The following is a 17587-nucleotide window of genomic DNA, read 5'->3' as shown; positions in this document are numbered from 1 at the left end:
TACTTTATATTGTATAAAAGTTCCTCTTTATTGATTCCCTTTTTTTGCTGCAGCTTTTAATTGAATGTTTTCAATAATTGTTCCAGTAATCCAGTAAGGAACTACAAACGTTAATAAGAATAACAACAACCAAAACCCTGTTGTAAATACAAATAAGAACGCTAAAAATCCTGAGAATTGAGAAAAATCCATCATCTTTTCTAAATCTTTTTTCTGTTAGTTTATGAAAGCAAAAATATAATTTTTTTTAATAGTAACACTACTATATTAAAATTATTATTAAGCAAAAACTCCTTTATTTAACGCTATTAAAGCCTCTTTCTTATTTTCTGTATTAATTAGCAAAGAAACATTATAATTAGAACCTCCGTAAGAAATCATTCTAATAGGAATGTTTGTTAAACTATTAAAAATTGGTGAGCTTGCTCCTGTTCTCTCTTTAGAAAAATCTCCTGCCAAACAAACAATACTCAAATCAGTATCAACTTCTACTGCACCAATCTCTTCTAACTCAGAAATAATTTCTTTTAAATTAGTAGTATCATCAATTGTAATAGATACAGCAACTTCTGATGTTGTAATCATATCAATAGAAGTTCTGTACTTTTCAAAAACTTCAAATACTCCTTTTAAGAAACCATAAGCCATTAACATTCGGTAAGACTTTATCTTAATAGCGGTAATACCATCTTTCGCTGCAATTGCTCTAACTCCAGAAGGCACTTCACAGTTTTTAATAATTGTTCCTGGTGCATCTGGCTCAAAAGTATTCTTTAACAATACTGGCACATTTGCTTTTCTTGCAGGAATTACTGATTGAGGGTGTAAAATTTTAGCTCCAAAATATGCCAACTCCGCTGCTTCGTCAAAAGAAATTTCTTTTAAAGAAAATGTATTCTCTACAAAACGAGGATCGTTGTTGTGCATTCCGTCAATATCTGTCCAAATCTGAATTTCTTCAGCAACGATAGCAGCACCAATTAAAGAAGCAGAATAGTCAGACCCTCCTCTTTTTAAATTGTCAATTTTACCAGTATCACTTAAACAAATATACCCTTGAGTTATAAAAATTTCAGTTTCAGCATTTGCGGCAACAATTTTACCATACTCTTCCGTTATTTTAGAAATAACAGGTTCGTTTGCCTCGTCAATTGCCATAAAATCAAATGCAGAAACTAAAGTAGCCTTTGCACCAACTTCTCTTAAATGGAAATTAAATAGGTTTGTTGATAAAACTTCTCCCTGAGCAACGATATTTTTTTCAATTTGAGCAGATGAAATTTCTATTCCAACATGCTCTCTAATGAATTCAAATCTTTCAGAAACCAATGAGATAGCAGCGTTTTGGTTTTCTTTCTCTGCTAATAACTCATTAATAACCTCTACATATTTAGCAATCAAATCATCAATCATTTGATTTGCTTCCTCTTCTTTATACTTTATGATTAAGTCTGCAACTTCATGTAAAGCATTTGTAGTTCCGGACATAGCAGATAATACTACTGTTTTTTGTCCTTCTACATTTCTTACAATATTAGCTACCTCCTTAATACTCGAAGGACTCCCTACAGAGGTACCTCCAAATTTTAATACTTTCATAATTCTATTTTAGTCTCTAGTTTTTTTAATGGTTCTTTTTTTACACAATTTGTTAAAAATCTGTGTAAAAAATGCAAAGGTTCTATAATTGTGGGTTGTGTCCAAAAAAATAATAATATCTTTACATCTTAATACGAATTGTTAAAATTTGAACACGTATGAAGACCATACAAGAATCTGTGGAAGGAATAATTAGAAAAACTCCTTTTTTAGAAGAAGCTCTAAACGACAAATTAATCAACGTATCTTCCCTAGCTAGAGTGATTCAGCCAGATGTTGAAAAAGATTTGAATAAAGATGTAAAATCTGGAGCCATCATGATGGCTATCAATAGATTGTCACCATCAAGCATCTTGAAAATTCGTAAAAATATAAAGAAAATTACCCTTACATTAGGAGACTTTATTGTACGTTCTGATTTAGGAAATTTTACTTTTAAAAACACCCCTACACTACTTAGATGTATTTCCGATTTAATCCATGAATTTGGAGATGACAAGGACTACTTCTTTACAATTTCTCAGGGTATTTTTGAGACGAATATCATTACCAGTAAAAAGTTACACGACAAGGTAGAAGAGATTTTTAAAACAGAACAATTATTATCTGCTTCTGTAGATTTAGCTTCTATTACTATTAAGTTACCCAAGTCTAACTCGGAACAATCTGGAATTTATTACTTTATTTTAAAACAATTGGCTTGGGCAGATATTCCTGTACAAGAAATTATTTCTACTACACACGAAATTACCATTGTTGTAAAAGAAGAAGACATTAACAAAACTTTCTCTATTTTAATAGATATGAAGAAAAGCTAATTATTTGGCTTTGTGTATAAAACAAAAATCCCGTTCTAAATTAGAACGGGATTTTTTATTTGGTATTCTTTTAAAAACTATTCTTCGCTATCAAAAGCTTCCATAATTTCTGTAGAAACTCCCATGTTAGAGAAACCTCCATCGTGGAATAAGTTCTGTAACGTTACTTTCTTAGTTAAGTCTGAGAATAATGTTATTGTGTAATCTGCACAGTCCTGAGCAGAAGCGTTTCCTAATGGAGACATTTTTTCTGCATAGTTAATAAATCCAGAGAATCCTTTTACTCCATTACCTGCAGTTGTAGCTGTAGGAGACTGAGAAATCGTGTTTACACGTACATTGTGGTCTCTACCAAAGAAGTAACCAAAAGAACGAGCAATAGACTCTAAATAAGCTTTATTATCAGCCATGTCATTGTAGTCTGGGAATACTCTTTGTGCAGCCATATATGTTAATGCTACAATAGATCCCCACTCTGACATTGCTTCTTTTTTGTATAAAACTTGCATTACTCTATGAAAAGATAATGCTGAAATATCAAATCCTTTGTGAGTAAAGTCGTAGTTGTTTTCTGTATAGTGCTTCTTCTTACGTACGTTTAAAGACATTCCAATAGAGTGTAAAACAAAATCAATTTTACCTCCTAAAATCTCCATAGACTTTTCAACTAAGTTTTCTAAGTCTTCCATAGAAGTAGCATCTGCAGGAATTACTTGAGCTCCAGTTTTTTCTGCTAGCTCGTTGATAGCTCCCATACGCATAGCAATTGGTGCGTTTGTTAACACAAATTCAGCTCCATTGGCATGTGCAGTTTCTGCAACTTTCCAAGCAATAGAGTTCGAATCTAAAGCTCCAAAAATAATTCCTTTTTTTCCTTTTAATAAATTATACATATCTGTAGTTTATATTATTCTAAGTTTTTTTATGGCAACAAATATAAAGGATTCTATTTAAATACTTAACAGTTGTTGGGCATGTTCTATCGCAGACTGAGACTTATCCTTTCCACTCAACATTTCTGCAATCTCGTTTATTCTTTCTTCTTTTTCTAAAGAGACCAAATGAGTCTCTGTTTGCTCTCCTTTTACCGTCTTATATACTTTATAATGTTCTTTACCTTTAGCAGCAACCTGAGGTAAATGCGTTATGGTAATTACTTGCATATTTTCTCCCATAGCCTGCATTACATCTGCTATTTTAGTCGCTACTTCTCCAGATACTCCCGTATCAATTTCATCAAATAGAATAGTTGGCAAATGCACAAACTTAGAGAGTATCATTTTAATCCCTAACATAATTCTAGATAACTCTCCTCCAGAAGCTACTTTCTTTAACAAACCAAAAGCAGAACCTTTGTTAGAAGATAATAAGAAAGAAACATCGTCTAATCCATACTCTGTAAAATCGTCTAAAGTTTCTATTTCTACTTTAAACTGAGCATTTTCCATACTTAAAGTAGCTAAAATAGTTTCCAATTCTTTTTTAAAGTCTACAACTACTTTCTTTCTATTTGCAGTTAACTTGTTAGCTAAAACTGTAGTTTCTTTTTTAGTTTTTGCTACTAATTTCTCTGCTCCTACTAATAAATCGGCAGCATCTTGTACCTGTTTTACTTTTTCGGACAATGTCTCTCTAACCTGAATTAAATCTTTTAGAGAAGTAACAAAATGCTTTTTTTGTAAATCGAACAACAAACTTAAACGAGCATTCATAGTTTCCAATTCTTCTGGATTTGCTTCTACTCTTTCCGCTTGTTTTTCTAGTTCAAAAACCAAATCATCCAATTCAATTTTTAAACTTTTTGCTCTTTCAAATAACGAGCTATAATTATCATCAAAGGATGCTATTTTAGACAAAGCGACTTCCAAACGTGTTAATAAGCTCTGAGCTCCTATTTCTTCTTCGGTACTTATCTGAACACTTTCGAATAAATTGGTCTTAATCTCTTCTGCATGCGATAATTTTTCTATCTCTTTTTCTAAAGTTTCAACTTCGTCTAACTCTTTAAGTTTAGCATTGTCTAACTCTTCATACAAATGCAGGTTATACTCAAACTGTTGTTTGGCTTCTTCTTGGCTAGCTTTTAAAGCTTCTAATTCTTTTACAGCCTTCTTATATCCTTTTAAAGAATTTTTATACAACGAAAGTAACTCAAAATTACCCGCTAAAGCATCTACCACATAGTACTGATATTTCTTATCAGACAATGCCATTGTATTGTGTTGAGAGTGAATATCTAATAAATATTCTTTTAATGCTTGCAACGATTTTATACTTACAGGAGTATCGTTTACAAAAGCTCTACTCTTTCCACTAGGCAATAACTCTCTTCTTATAATTGTTAACGATTCGTAATCTAAATCTAATTCTTCAAAAACAGTTTGCAACTGATAAGAACCGATCTCAAACTCAGCCTCGATAACACATTTCTTTTCCTTGTCTTTTAAACTGGTTAAATCGGCTCTATTCCCCAACACCAAGCCCAAAGCTCCTAAGAGTATAGATTTACCCGCACCTGTTTCTCCTGTAATTACAGAGTAACCTTGTGTAAAGTCCACTTGTAATCTCTTGATCAAAGCATAATTTTGAACAGCTATAGAAGTTAACATATGAAAAAAGAAATTTTATTAATTGGTATAAATTTGTTTCCATTTTTTTGAGTTGTTAGGAGCAACTCTTCTTAGAATAGATACTAATTCAGAAGCATCTACACCTCTGTTCTTTCTAAAAATATTTACCAGCTCATCGGATTTTGCATCGGTGAAAATTCTAATTGAAATACTATTAGGGTTTTCATCATATATATCCTTTAGAGGTTTTAAAGTCCTTAAAATATTGGTAACAGCTCTTCTCTGATTCCTTTCAAAGGCATCCATACAATCAAAATGATATTTAAAGAACACCTCTCTAAAACGATCATTATCTTGTAATAGAAACTTATCTACCAAAGTAAAACGATTGATATCTAATCTTGAATTAGACCAACCATTAAACCCAGATTGTTGAGCTTGATTTGCAATGGTTAAAGCTGTTGTAAAATGCTCATCTCCACCTTTAAGACTAAAACTATCTACATACAGACCTAGTATAAAGTAGCTGTAATAAGACAAAACAGATATTAAATTAGATTCATAACCATTAGGATTGTAATTCAATGGCTGAAATTCTACATAATTTATTGTAAAATTATCGTCTTTGTAATTAAAAATAGGACTGTAATAAGTAGAATTAAAAACAGGCCTTGAAGCTTGCACTTGTAAACTTCCTTTAAATGTATTAGGTCCTGATTGCTCAGTTAGTAGCAAAGTAAACGAACATTTAATTCGTTCGTGTTCTTTAAACTCTACATTGGTCCATTTTTGCTGATTTAAAAACTCTGTTAAAGAGTTTTCCATCGTTTTAAAAATCCTGTTATTAGATACCGCAATCTGATCGCCATTGACTGTAATATTACAATCTAATTCCTGGGCTTTTACAATTGTAAAAACCAATGTCATTAAAAAGAAAAGAAACTGCTTATACATGCAATTTTTCAATTATTACTGTTAGAATATCTTTTGCTACTTCAGATTTTGTTTTTGTCTCAAATTTTTGAGCATTAAAATCCTTATCAATAATAGTAATTTTATTGGTATTTTTAGCAAAACCTGCTCCTTTATCTCGTAAAGAATTTAAAACGATCATATCTAAATTCTTTCTAGCAATTTTACCTTTTGCGTTTTCTTCTTCGTTATTCGTTTCTAATGCAAAACCTACCAATAACTGCTGTTCTTTTTCAGCACCTAATGATGCTAAAATATCTTTTGTAGGAGTTAGCTCTATTTGCAAACTCGCATCTTTTTTCTTAATCTTCTGATTCGCTACATTTAAAGGCTTATAATCTGCCACAGCAGCAGCACAAATAGCAACATCTACATTTTTGTAATGTTTATGGCACGCTTTGTACATATCTTCTGCACTCACTACATCTATTCTGTTTATAAAAGAGTGCGCTACTTGTTCGTTAGATGGTCCAGAAACTAAAATTACCTCTGCTCCTAAATTGGCCGTTACTTTGGCTATCTCAAACCCCATTTTTCCAGAAGAATGATTCCCAATAAAACGAACAGGATCTATAGCCTCGTATGTAGGCCCCGCAGTAATTAATACTTTTTTGCCTTTTAATGGTAATTTAGAAGTTATGTCATTTTCTATAAAAGCAACAATGTCTTCTGGTTCTGCCATTCTCCCCTCTCCTACCAAACCACTTGCCAATTCTCCACTAGTAGCAGGAATGCATACATGGCCGTAAGAAACTAACTTTTCTATGCTGTTTTTTGTTGATGGGTGCTGGTACATATCCAAATCCATTGCTGGTGCAAAGTAAACAGGACATTTGGCAGATAAGTAAGTAGCTAGCAATAGGTTATCACAAACTCCATTGGTCATTTTAGACAATGTGTTTGCTGTAGCAGGGGCAACTAACATAATGTCTGCCCACAACCCTAAGTCTACATGGTTATTCCATACTGCATTCTCATCTTCCTCGTTGTAAAAGGTAGAATGCACTGGATTTTTAGATAAAGTAGAAAGTGTTAACGGTGTAACAAATTCTTTAGAAGCAGGTGTCTGTACAACTTGTACTTGAGCACCTGCTTTTATAAACTGTCTTACTAAATGAGCCGTTTTATAGGCTGCAATACCTGCTGTAACACCTAATAAAACTTTTTTCCCACTTAATATGCTCATATATCTATTCTTCTTTAGATTCTGCTCTTCTGTGGTAAATGTTACCTTCTAACCACTCTTCTACAGCAATAGCATGAGGCTTAGGTAATTTTTCATAGAATTTAGAAACTTCAATTTGTTCCTTGTTCTCAAACACCTCTTCTAAACTATCGTTGTAAGTAGCAAACTCGTCTAATTTATCAACTAATTCCTTTTTTAAGTCACTTCCAACTTGTGTAGCTCTTTTTGCAATAATTGCAATAGCTTCGTAAATATTTTCAGTTGTTTCTTCTACCTTAGACTTGTCATACGTTACCGTAGACAATGGAGCATCGACTTTTTTGTAATCCATAATATTATCTTATTATCTTAACTATTCAACGTTGGTTTTACAACCTTTATTTTTAACAATTTACCATATAAGTTCTTAGCTTCCTTTAAGAATTCTGACTCTGGAAAAGCCTTTTGGAACCTTTGGTATATTTTTTTTGCTTCTTTTATTCTCTTTTCTTTCTTAGAAAGAACACTTTTTGTTCCTAATTCGTAAGCAGATCTAAACTTATAAAACATAGCTTCTTCTTTTAAGCTTGTTCCTAAAAAATCTAAAATTACATTGTCAAATGCTTTGATAGCAGACTTGTAATTTCCAATTTTATAATATTGTTTCGCTACTTCAAAAGCTTTTTTCTCTAACTTATAATTTAGTTCTTTAACTCTTTTGTTTGCTGCTACAATTTTTTCCGACTCAGGATTTTCATCAATAAAATTTTGATAAGCTAGAATCGCTTTATTCGTATCAGCCTGATCTACACTATATTTTGGAGAAAGTTGATAATAACTTTCTGCAATATTAAATTGTGCTACATCAATTTCTGTACTATTAGGATAGCTTCTTAAAAACTTTTCGTAGTAGTATACAGAAGTAGTATAATCTTTTATTTTTCGGTTTGCATCTGCCAAACGAAATACAATTACCTCTGCCTGAGGTTTTGTTGCATAAGAAGGTAATATTAACTCGTACATACGAATTGCCTTATCGTAATCTCCTTCTTTATATAACTTATTACCTAAGTTATAACGTTCTGGATTTGTTCCTTTATTTAAAACCTTGTTGTATTCACCACAAGATTGTAATAACATAAAAGTAGCAGCTACTATGCTGTATTTTACTATTTTAATCATAAATTGTTTTTTATGAAGCTACGTAGAAAGCTTCTACAAAAGTTCTTAACTTTTTCTTTAATTCAGGAGAAGCAGCTACTAATGGCAATCTAACAGCACTAGAAGATAATCCTAGAATTTCTAACAAAGCTTTAATCCCTACCGGATTTCCTTCTTTAAAGATTAAGTCAATACTATCTTGTAATTTGTAATGCATTCTAAAAGACTTTTTAGACTCTTCTAAAATACCTAAACGAATCATATGTGTAAACTCCGATGGAAACGCTTGTCCTATTACAGAAATTACTCCAGAACCACCCGCTAATGTAATTGGCAATGCCAACATATCATCCCCAGAAATTACTAAGAAATTATCTGGTACCGATTTAATTAACTTTAACGCCTGATCCATATCTCCTTTGGCTTCTTTAATTCCAATAATATTGGAAATTTCTGCCAAGCGAACTACAGTTTCTGGTTTTATATTAGAACTCGTTCTACCAGGAACATTGTATAATATAATATCTACAGGGCAAGCCTCTGCAATTGCTTTAAAGTGTTGATATATTCCTTCTTGACTTGGTTTATTGTAATAAGGAGATACCGACAACACTCCTTGTATGCTTGAAAAATCGGTGTTCTTAATTTCTTCTATAACAGCTGCAGTGTTATTTCCTCCAATTCCTAAAGCAATTGGCAATCTTCCTGCATTTGTGTTTATAACAGTTTGCTTAACTAACTCTTTTTCTTGGTTAGTTAATGTTGCAGATTCTGCTGTAGTTCCTAATACTACTAAGTATTCAACTGCATTATCAATCTGAAACTCAACAAGCTTCTCCAGTGCTTGTACATCTACATTTCCATTGTTATCAAAAGGGGTTACTAATGCAACTCCTGTACCCAAAAAATCACTCATTTCTTACTTTTGATCTTTATTAATTGTGCTAGCGTGCAAATTTACTATTTTATTTAGAGAATATCCACTTAAATAATCACTATAGCTATTAAGTTTAAGAATTTAACAAAATAAGAAATGAGCAACGGTATTATTACCAACCTCTAGAAAAAGTTTCTTTTTCTCCTCTTAAGTTAATCACTACCAATTTGTTAATGTTTTTATCAGACTTTACTATCTTTTTAATCTTCTCTATATCAGCGGTGTTGTTCACAGAATAATTATTAATAGATAAAATTATATACCCCGGTTTTATTCCTATTTTTTGTAAATCTTTATTGTTGATGCTGTTTACTTTAACCCCGTTAGAAATATCTAAACGCTTCTTATCTTTAAGACTTAACTCTCCAAATTCCATTCCAAAAGCCTCCGATGCAAAACTAATCACCTCTGTTAATGTTACTTTTATCACTTTATCAACCCCATCTCTGTCTACAGTTACAACCACAGAATCTCCTGGTCTTTTTGCCACCAACTGCCCTACTAAATCTGAAAACTTATGAATTTTAACATTATTCACTTTTTTAATAATATCACCAGATTTTATTCCAGCCCTCTCTGCTCCACCTCCTTTAGCAACAGACTCTACAAAAACACCATCTACATTTAGCTTCTCTGGATCTCTTACAATTCCTAAAAACGCTCTTTTAACAGCACCATTCTCCATTAAGTCCTCTATTACACGTTTTGCAATATTAGAAGGAACCGCAAAAGAGTACCCTACAAAAGAACCTGTTTGCGAAGAGATAGCCGTATTAATACCTATTAATTCTCCTTTGGTGTTTACGAGAGCTCCTCCACTATTTCCTGGATTTACTGCAGCATCTGTCTGAATAAAAGATTCTATATTTCTATTCCCTTCTAGATCTCTTCCTTTAGCACTTATAATACCTGCTGTTACTGTTGATGTTAAATTGTAAGGGTTTCCTACAGCCAACACCCACTCTCCTACTTTAGAAACATCAGAATCTCCAAAAGTTAAAAAGTTTAAATCGTCATCTGCTTTAATTTTTAACAAAGCAATATCTGTGCTTTTATCAGCACCTATCAACTCGGCAATATATTTTTTTTGATTGTTTAAACTAATTTCAATTTCTTTAGCACCTTCTATTACATGGTTATTCGTTACAATGTATCCATCAGGAGAAATTACCACACCACTACCTGTACCAACTCTTTCGTACTCTCTACCTCCATAGCCTTGTCCAAAAAACAATTCTGCAAATGGATCTCGTTGCACACCTACAGCTGTATTTTTAACATGTACTACTGCGTTTAAGGTTAACTCTGCTGCTTTTGTAAAATCTGTCAAATTTTCAGCCGCAACTATAGAACCGTTAGGATTGGATGTAAAAACAGGCAATTGTTGCTCTTTTACTCTTTCAATCACCTTCGTTTCTTTCTGAAAAAAACGGTTGTATGTTATCAATGAAATAAAACCTCCTAACAAGGCTACTGCAAATAATTTAATACTCTGTTTCATGTTCTTCTATTTTTTATTTCAAAAATATTTTTCCAAAAACTATGCCAACAGAAAACTACCAGTCGTCAATCCCAAATAGAGAATGTAAAAATGACTGAACGACAGACAGTAACAAACTAAAAATTAATGCAATAAAAATATTAGTCACATAAAAACCTGCTATTAAAGAATCTGCTATACTAATTATTATAGCATTAATAACTAGCAAGAAAAAGCCAAGGGTTAGTATTGTAATTGGCAACGTAAACAAAACCAAGATAGGTCTCACCAATACATTTAATAAACTTAACCAAAAAGCAACCAACACTGCAGCTCCGTAACTATGTATAATAGCACCTGGCAAGAAAGTAGCAATTACATACACCGCAATTGCATTTACTAGTAATTGAGCTAAATATTTTTTCATTTTATTTTGTCTATTTGTACAAATGAAATTACAACAAAAACACACTACACTCCAAAACAATTAAACAAGAACAATAAGTCTTATGATATTCTTTAAAGGAATAAAAATGCCGTTTATTCAAAAATAAAAGATACCAAGAACTTTATTAATTAAGAAAACCAAACCCTAGAGTTAAATAAATAATATTTAAATCACTGAAATTACTATGTCCCATGCTACGCTTGTAACTCAAATCAATATTAATTTCTTTTTTATCCATCTCCTTTCTAATACCTACACCAACTATAAAACCTAAATTAGAATCTAACAAGTTATAACTTTCATCAATTATCCTTTTACTTAATATAGTACCTGAGGAAAGTATAGAACTTGTAAAGTCCGTCTCAAATTTATTTTTATACTTATACTCTCCAAATGTACCAATATGAAAATTTGGTTTGATAAACTTTTTATTTAATTCAAATTTTAATAAAACATCTAAATCTATTGAATTTACATCTATATCTACATCATATGTTCGTCTTGTTGATGAAAAATTTGAGTGGTAATCATCAATATATGTTGAAAGATTATACTTGGAATAAAACAAATTAGCTTGAAAAAAAATATTTTCACTCCAACTCGGGATACTCTGTTTATAATACACTCCAAATGAAGGGTAAAAAGAAGTTTCAAAATCAGCTCCTTCTAAATAATCGATTCTTTCCGGAACATTTGTTTGATCCACAAAAGCCAAATGACCTAAAGCTATAAAACCAAAAGACCTTTGTGTATTTTTCTTTTTCTTCTTATACACAATACATTTCGTTCCATCTGTACAAACCTCATTATGATAATATTCACTTATATTGATTAAGGATTTTTTACTTAAATAAATGTTATCTACTTTTTTAAGTGTTTTTTCCCCATCCTTAAATAAAAACTTCAATATACCTTTATATTGGTTTGATTCTACATTGAATTCCCCTTGACCATTTTCAATAATTTTATTATTCTTTTGGAGTTCATGTAAAACACCATTTTTATCTTCAATAAAATAATATACATGATGAACTAAATCTATTAAGTAATAAACCTTAACAACACCGTTTACAAGAAATTCTAAAAAGACATTTTTCGTATTGTTATCAATATTTACCTGTTTCGCTACATAGTATTTTCCTTCATCAAAACGATAGGCGTTAATTTCTTTTGGTGAGTACTTAATTGTCTCTGAACCTAATTCTTTTTTAAAATAGCATTTCCTTGAATTAGAAACATCCCCGCGATGGCTAATAAAACCTTGAATTGTATCATTATCATGATTAACAATATACCCCTTTCTGTAATCCGACTGAGAAAAACCGATAGACACAACCATTAATATAAATACTGTAGCAATTTTTATTTTCATATTTTTTTTTGCAGCTAAAATAACTTTTTCAAAAAAAACACCTAATCAAAAAAACATCAAATTTATCTAATCCATTACAAGCTTTTCTAATTGTTTTTCTTTGTATTTTTGCTGTCACAATTATTCTAAAAAATGGAATTTACTTTTTATAAATATCAAGGAACAGGAAACGACTTTGTTATTATCGATAATAGAGATTTAAGCTTTCCTAGAGAGAACACCAAACTGGTTAACTTTTTATGTGATCGTAGATTTGGTGTTGGTGCCGATGGGTTAATGTTATTAAACCCATCTGACAAATATGACTTTACCATGGTATACTACAATGCCGATGGTACAGAAAGTACTATGTGTGGAAATGGAGGTAGATGTTTGGTTGCTTTTGCAAACCAACTAGGAATTATAGGAAAAGAAACTACTTTTGATGCAGTAGACGGTCTGCACTATGCTAGTTTTGAAAATGGTATTACCAATCTACAAATGATAGATGTAGACAGTGTAAACATATATGAAAATCACTGTTTTCTAAATACTGGTTCTCCACACCATGTTCAAGAAGTTAAAAGCATAGGATCCTTTAATGTAGTAGAGAATGGTGCAAAAATTAGATACGGAGCTCCTTATTTTGAAGAAGGTACCAATGTAAATTTTGTAGAACCACTTGAAGACGACAATAGTTTTAGAGTTAGAACCTACGAAAGAGGAGTTGAAAACGAAACTTTAGCCTGTGGTACGGGTGTAACAGCTGTAGCCATTGCAATGTTCGAAAAAAAGATAGCTTCGGACAACAAAATAAAACTCCAGGTAGAAGGTGGTAAACTAGAGGTATCGTTTAAAAAAGAAGGAAACACCTACAAAGAGGTATTCCTAAAAGGCCCTGCTACCTTTGTCTTTAAGGGAAGTATAAACTACAATGAGTAAGTTAACAGGAAAACATATCAAACTTAGAGCCTTAGAGCCTTCTGATTTAGATTTTCTATTTACGGTTGAAAATAACGAGGAGTTTTGGGAAGTAAGCACTACCCAAACTCCTTATTCTCGTGCTATTTTAAAACAGTATTTAGACAATGCTCATTTAGACATATACACTGCCAAACAATTAAGATTAGTGATTCAAAATAAAAACAATACTCCTGTAGGACTTATTGATTTATTCGACTTTAATCCTCAACATTCCAGAGCAGGAGTTGGCATATTAGTTTTAACAGAGCACCAGCAAAAAGGCTATGCAACAGAGGCTTTAGAACTAATTAGAGAGTATGCCTTTCCTTACCTTAACCTAAAACAATTGTATGCTAACATAAACGTTAACAATACAGAAAGCATACAATTATTCGAAAAATCTGGATACATTCACACAGGAACACGCAAAAACTGGATGTATTACAACGGCACATTTTCTGATGTTGCCTTTTACCAATTGATTCATTCTTAAATCAACAATGAAAAAAATATTTATAGGATTAGGAATCTTTTTCCTAACAGGACTAGGTATTGTTTTTTATTTCAACTCTATCATCAACAGTGAGCAAGTTGACAAAGACAGTGCTATATACATACAATCAACTGATTCAATTCCACAAGTAATATCTCATTTAAAAGATGTTTGCAACGATATTGAAGCACTTAAGAAAGTCATTAAATTTAAAAAGTACACCAAAGTTAAAGCAGGTAAGTACAGCCTTAAACAAGGAATGACTTCAAACGAAATTATCAACCTATTACGAAGCGGAAATCAAACCCCAGTTAAAGTAACCTTTAACAATCAAAACTATATTGAAAATTTAGCAGGAAGGTTGGCACAACAAATAGAAGCTGATTCTACCTCTATTGTAAACAGTTTACTTGATAAAAACTTCTTGCAAAAGCATGGCTTTACTTACAAAACAGCCATTAACTACTGCATGCCCTATACGTATGATTGCTACTGGAACATCACTCCAAACCAACTACGCACCAAACTATTCAATGCATACCTGCGTTTTTGGAACAAAACAAGACTTAAAAAAGCACATCGTTTGAATTTAACTACAAATGAAGTAATTTCTTTAGCTGCTATTGTACACAAAGAAACTCAAAATAAGCCCGAAAGAAAAAAAGTTGCAGGAGTATACCTTAACAGAATTCGCAAAGGAATACCACTACAAGCAGACCCAACAATTATATACGCTATAAAAGAACAACAAGGGAGAGAAACCATTATTAAAAGAGTTTTAAAAAAAGACCTAAAAATAGAATCCTCGTACAACACATATACCCATAGAGGAATTCCTCCCTCTGCCATTGCCATGCCAGATGTAGATGCTATAGATGCTGTATTAAATGCGGAAAGACACGCATATTATTACTTTTGTGTAAACCCAGAAAAACTAGGAACACACAAGTTTGCCAAAACCTTAAGCCAACACAATAGAAACGCTAGTGCTTATCATAAATGGTTAAGGAAACAACGTATTAATCGTTAAGCGTGTAAGATAAAAATCGCTGGAATTTTATGTAATTCTGGCGATTTTCTTTGCCATTCAGCAATTGTAAAAGTCCTTATATATTCGTTAGGCATAGTGATATTAGCCGCAATACATAAGTTTGTTTTAGGAGATAAAGCCGCTTTTAAATCGTCTAACATTTTATGATTTCTATACGGTGTTTCTATAAAAATCTGTGATTGATTCTGTTCTCTAGAAATACGCTCCAAACGCTTAATCTCTTTTTTTCGATCTGCTTTATCAATAGGTAAGTATCCGTTAAACGTAAAACTCTGACCATTCATTCCAGAAGCCATCATAGCCATTAGAATAGACGATGGTCCTACCAAGGGCACTACTCTAATCCCTTTTTTATGTGCCAACTTAACCACATCAGAACCTGGATCTGCAACAGCAGGAACTCCAGCCTCGGACAACAATCCTACAGATTCCCCTTCCATACATACATCCAAATAAGAATTTACCTCAACAGGATCTACATACTTATCTATTAATTTTAACTGTAAACTTGGCTGTGATTTTAAAGGAGTAATTTTTTTTATAAATCTCCTAGCTGACTTTTCGTTCTCAACAATAAAATGAGTTAACTGCTCTACCGTAGCTTTTACAGAAATAGGCATTACCTCCAATGGCTCATTATCCCCTAAAGTAGTGGGGATTAAATACAAATTACCTTTCATTTTATTATTGCTTTAATTTGTTGACAACTACATCGCAGGCTTGATCTAACATCTTATAAACGTTCTCAAAACCCTGATCTCCTCCATAGTAAGGATCCGGAACAGAGACATCACTTTCAGGAACCAGCTCGTTCATAATCATCCTCACCTTAGCCTCCTGCGCTTGAGTTCTTGCTATACTTAATATATTCCTATAATTACTAGCATCCATCGCATAGATAAAATCGAACTCCTCTAAATCTGAAGCTTCTAATTTCCTAGCTCTTTGGTCTGTAATATCAATTCCGTATTTCATAGCAACTTCTATAGATCTAACATCTGGTAAATTGCCCACGTGATAAGCTCCAGTTCCTGCAGAATCTACTACTATATTTAAATCTTCAATTTTAGACTTTAAGATACCCTCGGCCAATGGAGAACGACAAATATTCCCCAAACACACCATTAGAATCTTAACAGTAGCCATATTTAGAAAGATAATTTTTTAGAAATATCCTCTACATACTTCTTAAACTGCTTGTCTGTAGTAGATAAGTTATCTACTGTTTTACAAGCATGTAACACCGTAGCATGATCTCTCTTCCCTATCTGAGCACCAATACTTGCCAAAGAAGATTTTGTTAACTTCTTAGAAAAATACATTGCCAATTGTCTAGCCTGAACAATGTGTCTTTTTCTTGTTTTAGATTGCAATGTTGCCAAGTCTATTTCAAAATATTTAGAAACAACTTTCTGAATATAATCAACAGAAACTTCTTTCTTAGTGTTCTTAACAAACTTATCTACAATACTCTTAGCCAATGTAAGCGTAAACTCTTTCTTGTTGAAAGCAGATTGAGCGATTAAAGAAGTAACTACTCCCTCTAACTCACGTACATTACTTTTGATATGTTTTGCTATAAATTCAATTACATCGTCAGGAACCTCAACACCATCTCTAAACAAACGGTTTTTTAAGATACTTACTCTTGTTTCATAATCTGGTGCTTGCAATTCTGCAGACAATCCCCATTTAAAACGAGACAACAAACGCTGTTCAATATCTTGCATATCTACAGGTGCCTTATCCGAAGTTAAAATTACCTGTTTTCCATTCTGATGTAATTCATTGAATATTTGGAAAAATGCATCTTGAGTTTTTGTCTTTCCAGACAAAAATTGAATATCATCTATAATCAACACATCTATCATTTGATAGAAATGTAAAAAGTCATTTCTGTTATTATTTTTTAAAACAGCATCTCCATATTGTTGTATAAACTTTTCTGTAGATACATACAATACTGTTTTGTCTGGGTATTTATCTTTTACCTGAACTCCAATAGCGTGAGCTAAATGTGTTTTACCCAATCCTACTCCTCCGTAAATCATTAACGGGTTAAAAGAGGTACCTCCAGGTTTATTAGCAACAGCCATACCAGCAGACCTACCCAAACGGTTTGATTCTCCTTCCATATAAGTATCGAAGTTGTAGTTTGGATTTAAATTAGATTCCACTTTTACTTTTTGTAATCCTGGAATTACAAAAGGGTTCTTTACTTCTCTACTTGCAGTTCTAGAAGTAAAAGAAACATCTTGTGGTTTCATAGGTGCTCTGTTGGCACTTGGTATTTTTACAGTCTGGGGAACTTTACTGCTATAAGAATTTTCTAAACGAACATCGTATAGTAAACGAGCGTCTTTACCCAATTCTCTTACCAAAGCACTTCTCATAATTTTCACATAGTTTTCTTCCAAAAACTCGAAAAAGAATTTACTTGGCACCTGAATTGTTAAAGCACTTCCTTCCAACTTTACAGGAACGATTGGTTCAAACCAAGTTTTGAATCCAACAGGGGTAATATTGTCCTTAATAAATTGCAAGCAAGAAGCCCATACATCTCCAGCTGTTTTTATCAT

General features: G+C 32.3%; 19 protein-coding genes. 4 read left to right on the top strand and 15 right to left on the bottom strand.

What is annotated here, in order from left to right:
• Positions 1-27: 27 nt before the first annotated feature.
• A complete protein-coding gene (locus ACXHHC_RS00095; RefSeq protein WP_458227615.1) occupies positions 28-195 on the bottom strand; it encodes a hypothetical protein in 168 nt (55 codons plus the stop codon).
• Between the two features lie 84 nt (positions 196-279).
• Complete coding sequence (locus tag ACXHHC_RS00090) at positions 280-1599, bottom strand: aspartate kinase (RefSeq protein ID WP_458227614.1); 1320 nt, start codon at positions 1597-1599, stop codon at positions 280-282.
• 158 nt (positions 1600-1757) lie between these two features.
• Between ACXHHC_RS00090 and ACXHHC_RS00085 the strand changes: the two genes are divergently transcribed.
• Positions 1758-2417, top strand: a complete 660-nt coding sequence (locus ACXHHC_RS00085; RefSeq protein ID WP_458227613.1) for a hypothetical protein — start codon at positions 1758-1760, stop codon at positions 2415-2417.
• A gap of 77 nt (positions 2418-2494) precedes the next feature.
• On the opposite strand, the gene ACXHHC_RS00080 is transcribed toward ACXHHC_RS00085, so the two are convergent.
• The 10 genes from ACXHHC_RS00080 to ACXHHC_RS00035 all read right to left on the bottom strand — a co-directional run bounded on the left by ACXHHC_RS00080 (position 2495) and on the right by ACXHHC_RS00035 (position 12522).
• Entirely contained in the window at positions 2495-3310 is an 816-nt protein-coding gene (locus ACXHHC_RS00080; RefSeq protein WP_458227612.1) for an enoyl-ACP reductase FabI, read from the bottom strand.
• 57 nt (positions 3311-3367) lie between these two features.
• Positions 3368-5026, bottom strand: coding sequence for a DNA repair protein RecN (gene recN / locus ACXHHC_RS00075; RefSeq protein WP_458227611.1), 1659 nt, complete (start codon positions 5024-5026; stop codon positions 3368-3370).
• Between the two features lie 18 nt (positions 5027-5044).
• Entirely contained in the window at positions 5045-5941 is an 897-nt protein-coding gene (gene porD / locus ACXHHC_RS00070; RefSeq protein WP_458227610.1) for a type IX secretion system protein PorD, read from the bottom strand.
• Positions 5934-7145 (bottom strand): bifunctional phosphopantothenoylcysteine decarboxylase/phosphopantothenate--cysteine ligase CoaBC, encoded by a 1212-nt coding sequence (gene coaBC, locus ACXHHC_RS00065; protein WP_458227609.1) that lies wholly within the window; start codon positions 7143-7145, stop codon positions 5934-5936. The genes porD and coaBC overlap by 8 nt, the downstream gene beginning before the upstream one ends.
• A gap of 4 nt (positions 7146-7149) precedes the next feature.
• Complete coding sequence (locus ACXHHC_RS00060) at positions 7150-7476, bottom strand: DNA-directed RNA polymerase subunit omega (RefSeq protein ID WP_458227608.1); 327 nt, start codon at positions 7474-7476, stop codon at positions 7150-7152.
• A gap of 17 nt (positions 7477-7493) precedes the next feature.
• A complete protein-coding gene (locus ACXHHC_RS00055) occupies positions 7494-8306 on the bottom strand; it encodes an outer membrane protein assembly factor BamD (protein ID WP_458227607.1) in 813 nt (270 codons plus the stop codon).
• Between the two features lie 10 nt (positions 8307-8316).
• Entirely contained in the window at positions 8317-9201 is an 885-nt protein-coding gene (gene dapA / locus ACXHHC_RS00050; protein ID WP_458227606.1) for a 4-hydroxy-tetrahydrodipicolinate synthase, read from the bottom strand.
• A gap of 133 nt (positions 9202-9334) precedes the next feature.
• Positions 9335-10723, bottom strand: a complete 1389-nt coding sequence (locus ACXHHC_RS00045) for a trypsin-like peptidase domain-containing protein (protein WP_458227605.1) — start codon at positions 10721-10723, stop codon at positions 9335-9337.
• A 55-nt stretch (positions 10724-10778) separates the two neighbouring features.
• On the bottom strand, positions 10779-11129 hold the full coding sequence (locus ACXHHC_RS00040) for a phage holin family protein (RefSeq protein WP_458227604.1): 351 nt from the start codon (positions 11127-11129) through the stop codon (positions 10779-10781).
• A 145-nt stretch (positions 11130-11274) separates the two neighbouring features.
• Entirely contained in the window at positions 11275-12522 is a 1248-nt protein-coding gene (locus tag ACXHHC_RS00035) for a hypothetical protein (RefSeq protein WP_458227603.1), read from the bottom strand.
• Between the two features lie 132 nt (positions 12523-12654).
• On the opposite strand from ACXHHC_RS00035, the gene dapF reads away from it, so the two are divergent.
• Genes dapF through mltG form a run of 3 tightly spaced genes read left to right on the top strand, consistent with a single transcriptional unit; the run spans position 12655 to position 14987 of the window.
• Entirely contained in the window at positions 12655-13443 is a 789-nt protein-coding gene (gene dapF, locus ACXHHC_RS00030) for a diaminopimelate epimerase (protein WP_458227602.1), read from the top strand.
• Entirely contained in the window at positions 13436-13957 is a 522-nt protein-coding gene (locus tag ACXHHC_RS00025) for a GNAT family N-acetyltransferase (protein WP_458227601.1), read from the top strand. The genes dapF and ACXHHC_RS00025 overlap by 8 nt, the downstream gene beginning before the upstream one ends.
• Positions 13958-13964: 7 nt before the next feature.
• The gene (mltG, locus tag ACXHHC_RS00020; protein WP_458227600.1) at positions 13965-14987 is read left to right on the top strand and encodes an endolytic transglycosylase MltG; all 1023 of its coding nucleotides are present in this window, start codon (positions 13965-13967) and stop codon (positions 14985-14987) included.
• Here the strand turns inward: mltG and ACXHHC_RS00015 are convergent.
• From ACXHHC_RS00015 to dnaA, 3 genes are read right to left on the bottom strand one after another with little or no spacing between them, the layout of a single operon-like run.
• Positions 14984-15688, bottom strand: a complete 705-nt coding sequence (locus ACXHHC_RS00015; protein WP_458227599.1) for an SAM-dependent methyltransferase — start codon at positions 15686-15688, stop codon at positions 14984-14986. The two genes, mltG and ACXHHC_RS00015, sit on opposite strands and share 4 nt — an antisense overlap.
• A 4-nt stretch (positions 15689-15692) precedes the next feature.
• On the bottom strand, positions 15693-16154 hold the full coding sequence (locus tag ACXHHC_RS00010; RefSeq protein WP_458227598.1) for a low molecular weight protein-tyrosine-phosphatase: 462 nt from the start codon (positions 16152-16154) through the stop codon (positions 15693-15695).
• 2 nt (positions 16155-16156) lie between these two features.
• Positions 16157-17587, bottom strand: coding sequence for a chromosomal replication initiator protein DnaA (gene dnaA, locus ACXHHC_RS00005; RefSeq protein WP_458227597.1), 1431 nt, complete (start codon positions 17585-17587; stop codon positions 16157-16159).

The sequence above is a fragment of the Wenyingzhuangia sp. IMCC45574 genome, from assembly GCF_054182685.1.
Note: the sequence above shows the minus strand (reverse complement) of the source record. Positions and strands in the feature narration are given on the sequence as shown.

What these genes read in the sequence shown, in the direction of transcription:
- ACXHHC_RS00090 (WP_458227614.1), bottom strand. Translation starts at nt 1,599, where the DNA reads ATGAAAGTATTAAAATTTGGAGGTACCTCTGTAGGGAGTCCTTCGAGT.
- ACXHHC_RS00010 (WP_458227598.1), bottom strand. Translation starts at nt 16,154, where the DNA reads ATGGCTACTGTTAAGATTCTAATGGTGTGTTTGGGGAATATTTGTCGT.
- ACXHHC_RS00060 (WP_458227608.1), bottom strand. Translation starts at nt 7,476, where the DNA reads ATGGATTACAAAAAAGTCGATGCTCCATTGTCTACGGTAACGTATGAC.
- coaBC (WP_458227609.1), bottom strand. Translation starts at nt 7,145, where the DNA reads ATGAGCATATTAAGTGGGAAAAAAGTTTTATTAGGTGTTACAGCAGGT.
- mltG (WP_458227600.1), top strand. Translation starts at nt 13,965, where the DNA reads ATGAAAAAAATATTTATAGGATTAGGAATCTTTTTCCTAACAGGACTA.
- ACXHHC_RS00035 (WP_458227603.1), bottom strand. Translation starts at nt 12,522, where the DNA reads ATGAAAATAAAAATTGCTACAGTATTTATATTAATGGTTGTGTCTATC.
- porD (WP_458227610.1), bottom strand. Translation starts at nt 5,941, where the DNA reads ATGTATAAGCAGTTTCTTTTCTTTTTAATGACATTGGTTTTTACAATT.
- ACXHHC_RS00040 (WP_458227604.1), bottom strand. Translation starts at nt 11,129, where the DNA reads ATGAAAAAATATTTAGCTCAATTACTAGTAAATGCAATTGCGGTGTAT.
- ACXHHC_RS00045 (WP_458227605.1), bottom strand. Translation starts at nt 10,723, where the DNA reads ATGAAACAGAGTATTAAATTATTTGCAGTAGCCTTGTTAGGAGGTTTT.
- dnaA (WP_458227597.1), bottom strand. Translation starts at nt 17,587, where the DNA reads ATGATAAAAACAGCTGGAGATGTATGGGCTTCTTGCTTGCAATTTATT.
- dapA (WP_458227606.1), bottom strand. Translation starts at nt 9,201, where the DNA reads ATGAGTGATTTTTTGGGTACAGGAGTTGCATTAGTAACCCCTTTTGAT.
- ACXHHC_RS00025 (WP_458227601.1), top strand. Translation starts at nt 13,436, where the DNA reads ATGAGTAAGTTAACAGGAAAACATATCAAACTTAGAGCCTTAGAGCCT.
- recN (WP_458227611.1), bottom strand. Translation starts at nt 5,026, where the DNA reads ATGTTAACTTCTATAGCTGTTCAAAATTATGCTTTGATCAAGAGATTA.
- dapF (WP_458227602.1), top strand. Translation starts at nt 12,655, where the DNA reads ATGGAATTTACTTTTTATAAATATCAAGGAACAGGAAACGACTTTGTT.
- ACXHHC_RS00080 (WP_458227612.1), bottom strand. Translation starts at nt 3,310, where the DNA reads ATGTATAATTTATTAAAAGGAAAAAAAGGAATTATTTTTGGAGCTTTA.
- ACXHHC_RS00055 (WP_458227607.1), bottom strand. Translation starts at nt 8,306, where the DNA reads ATGATTAAAATAGTAAAATACAGCATAGTAGCTGCTACTTTTATGTTA.
- ACXHHC_RS00085 (WP_458227613.1), top strand. Translation starts at nt 1,758, where the DNA reads ATGAAGACCATACAAGAATCTGTGGAAGGAATAATTAGAAAAACTCCT.
- ACXHHC_RS00095 (WP_458227615.1), bottom strand. Translation starts at nt 195, where the DNA reads ATGATGGATTTTTCTCAATTCTCAGGATTTTTAGCGTTCTTATTTGTA.
- ACXHHC_RS00015 (WP_458227599.1), bottom strand. Translation starts at nt 15,688, where the DNA reads ATGAAAGGTAATTTGTATTTAATCCCCACTACTTTAGGGGATAATGAG.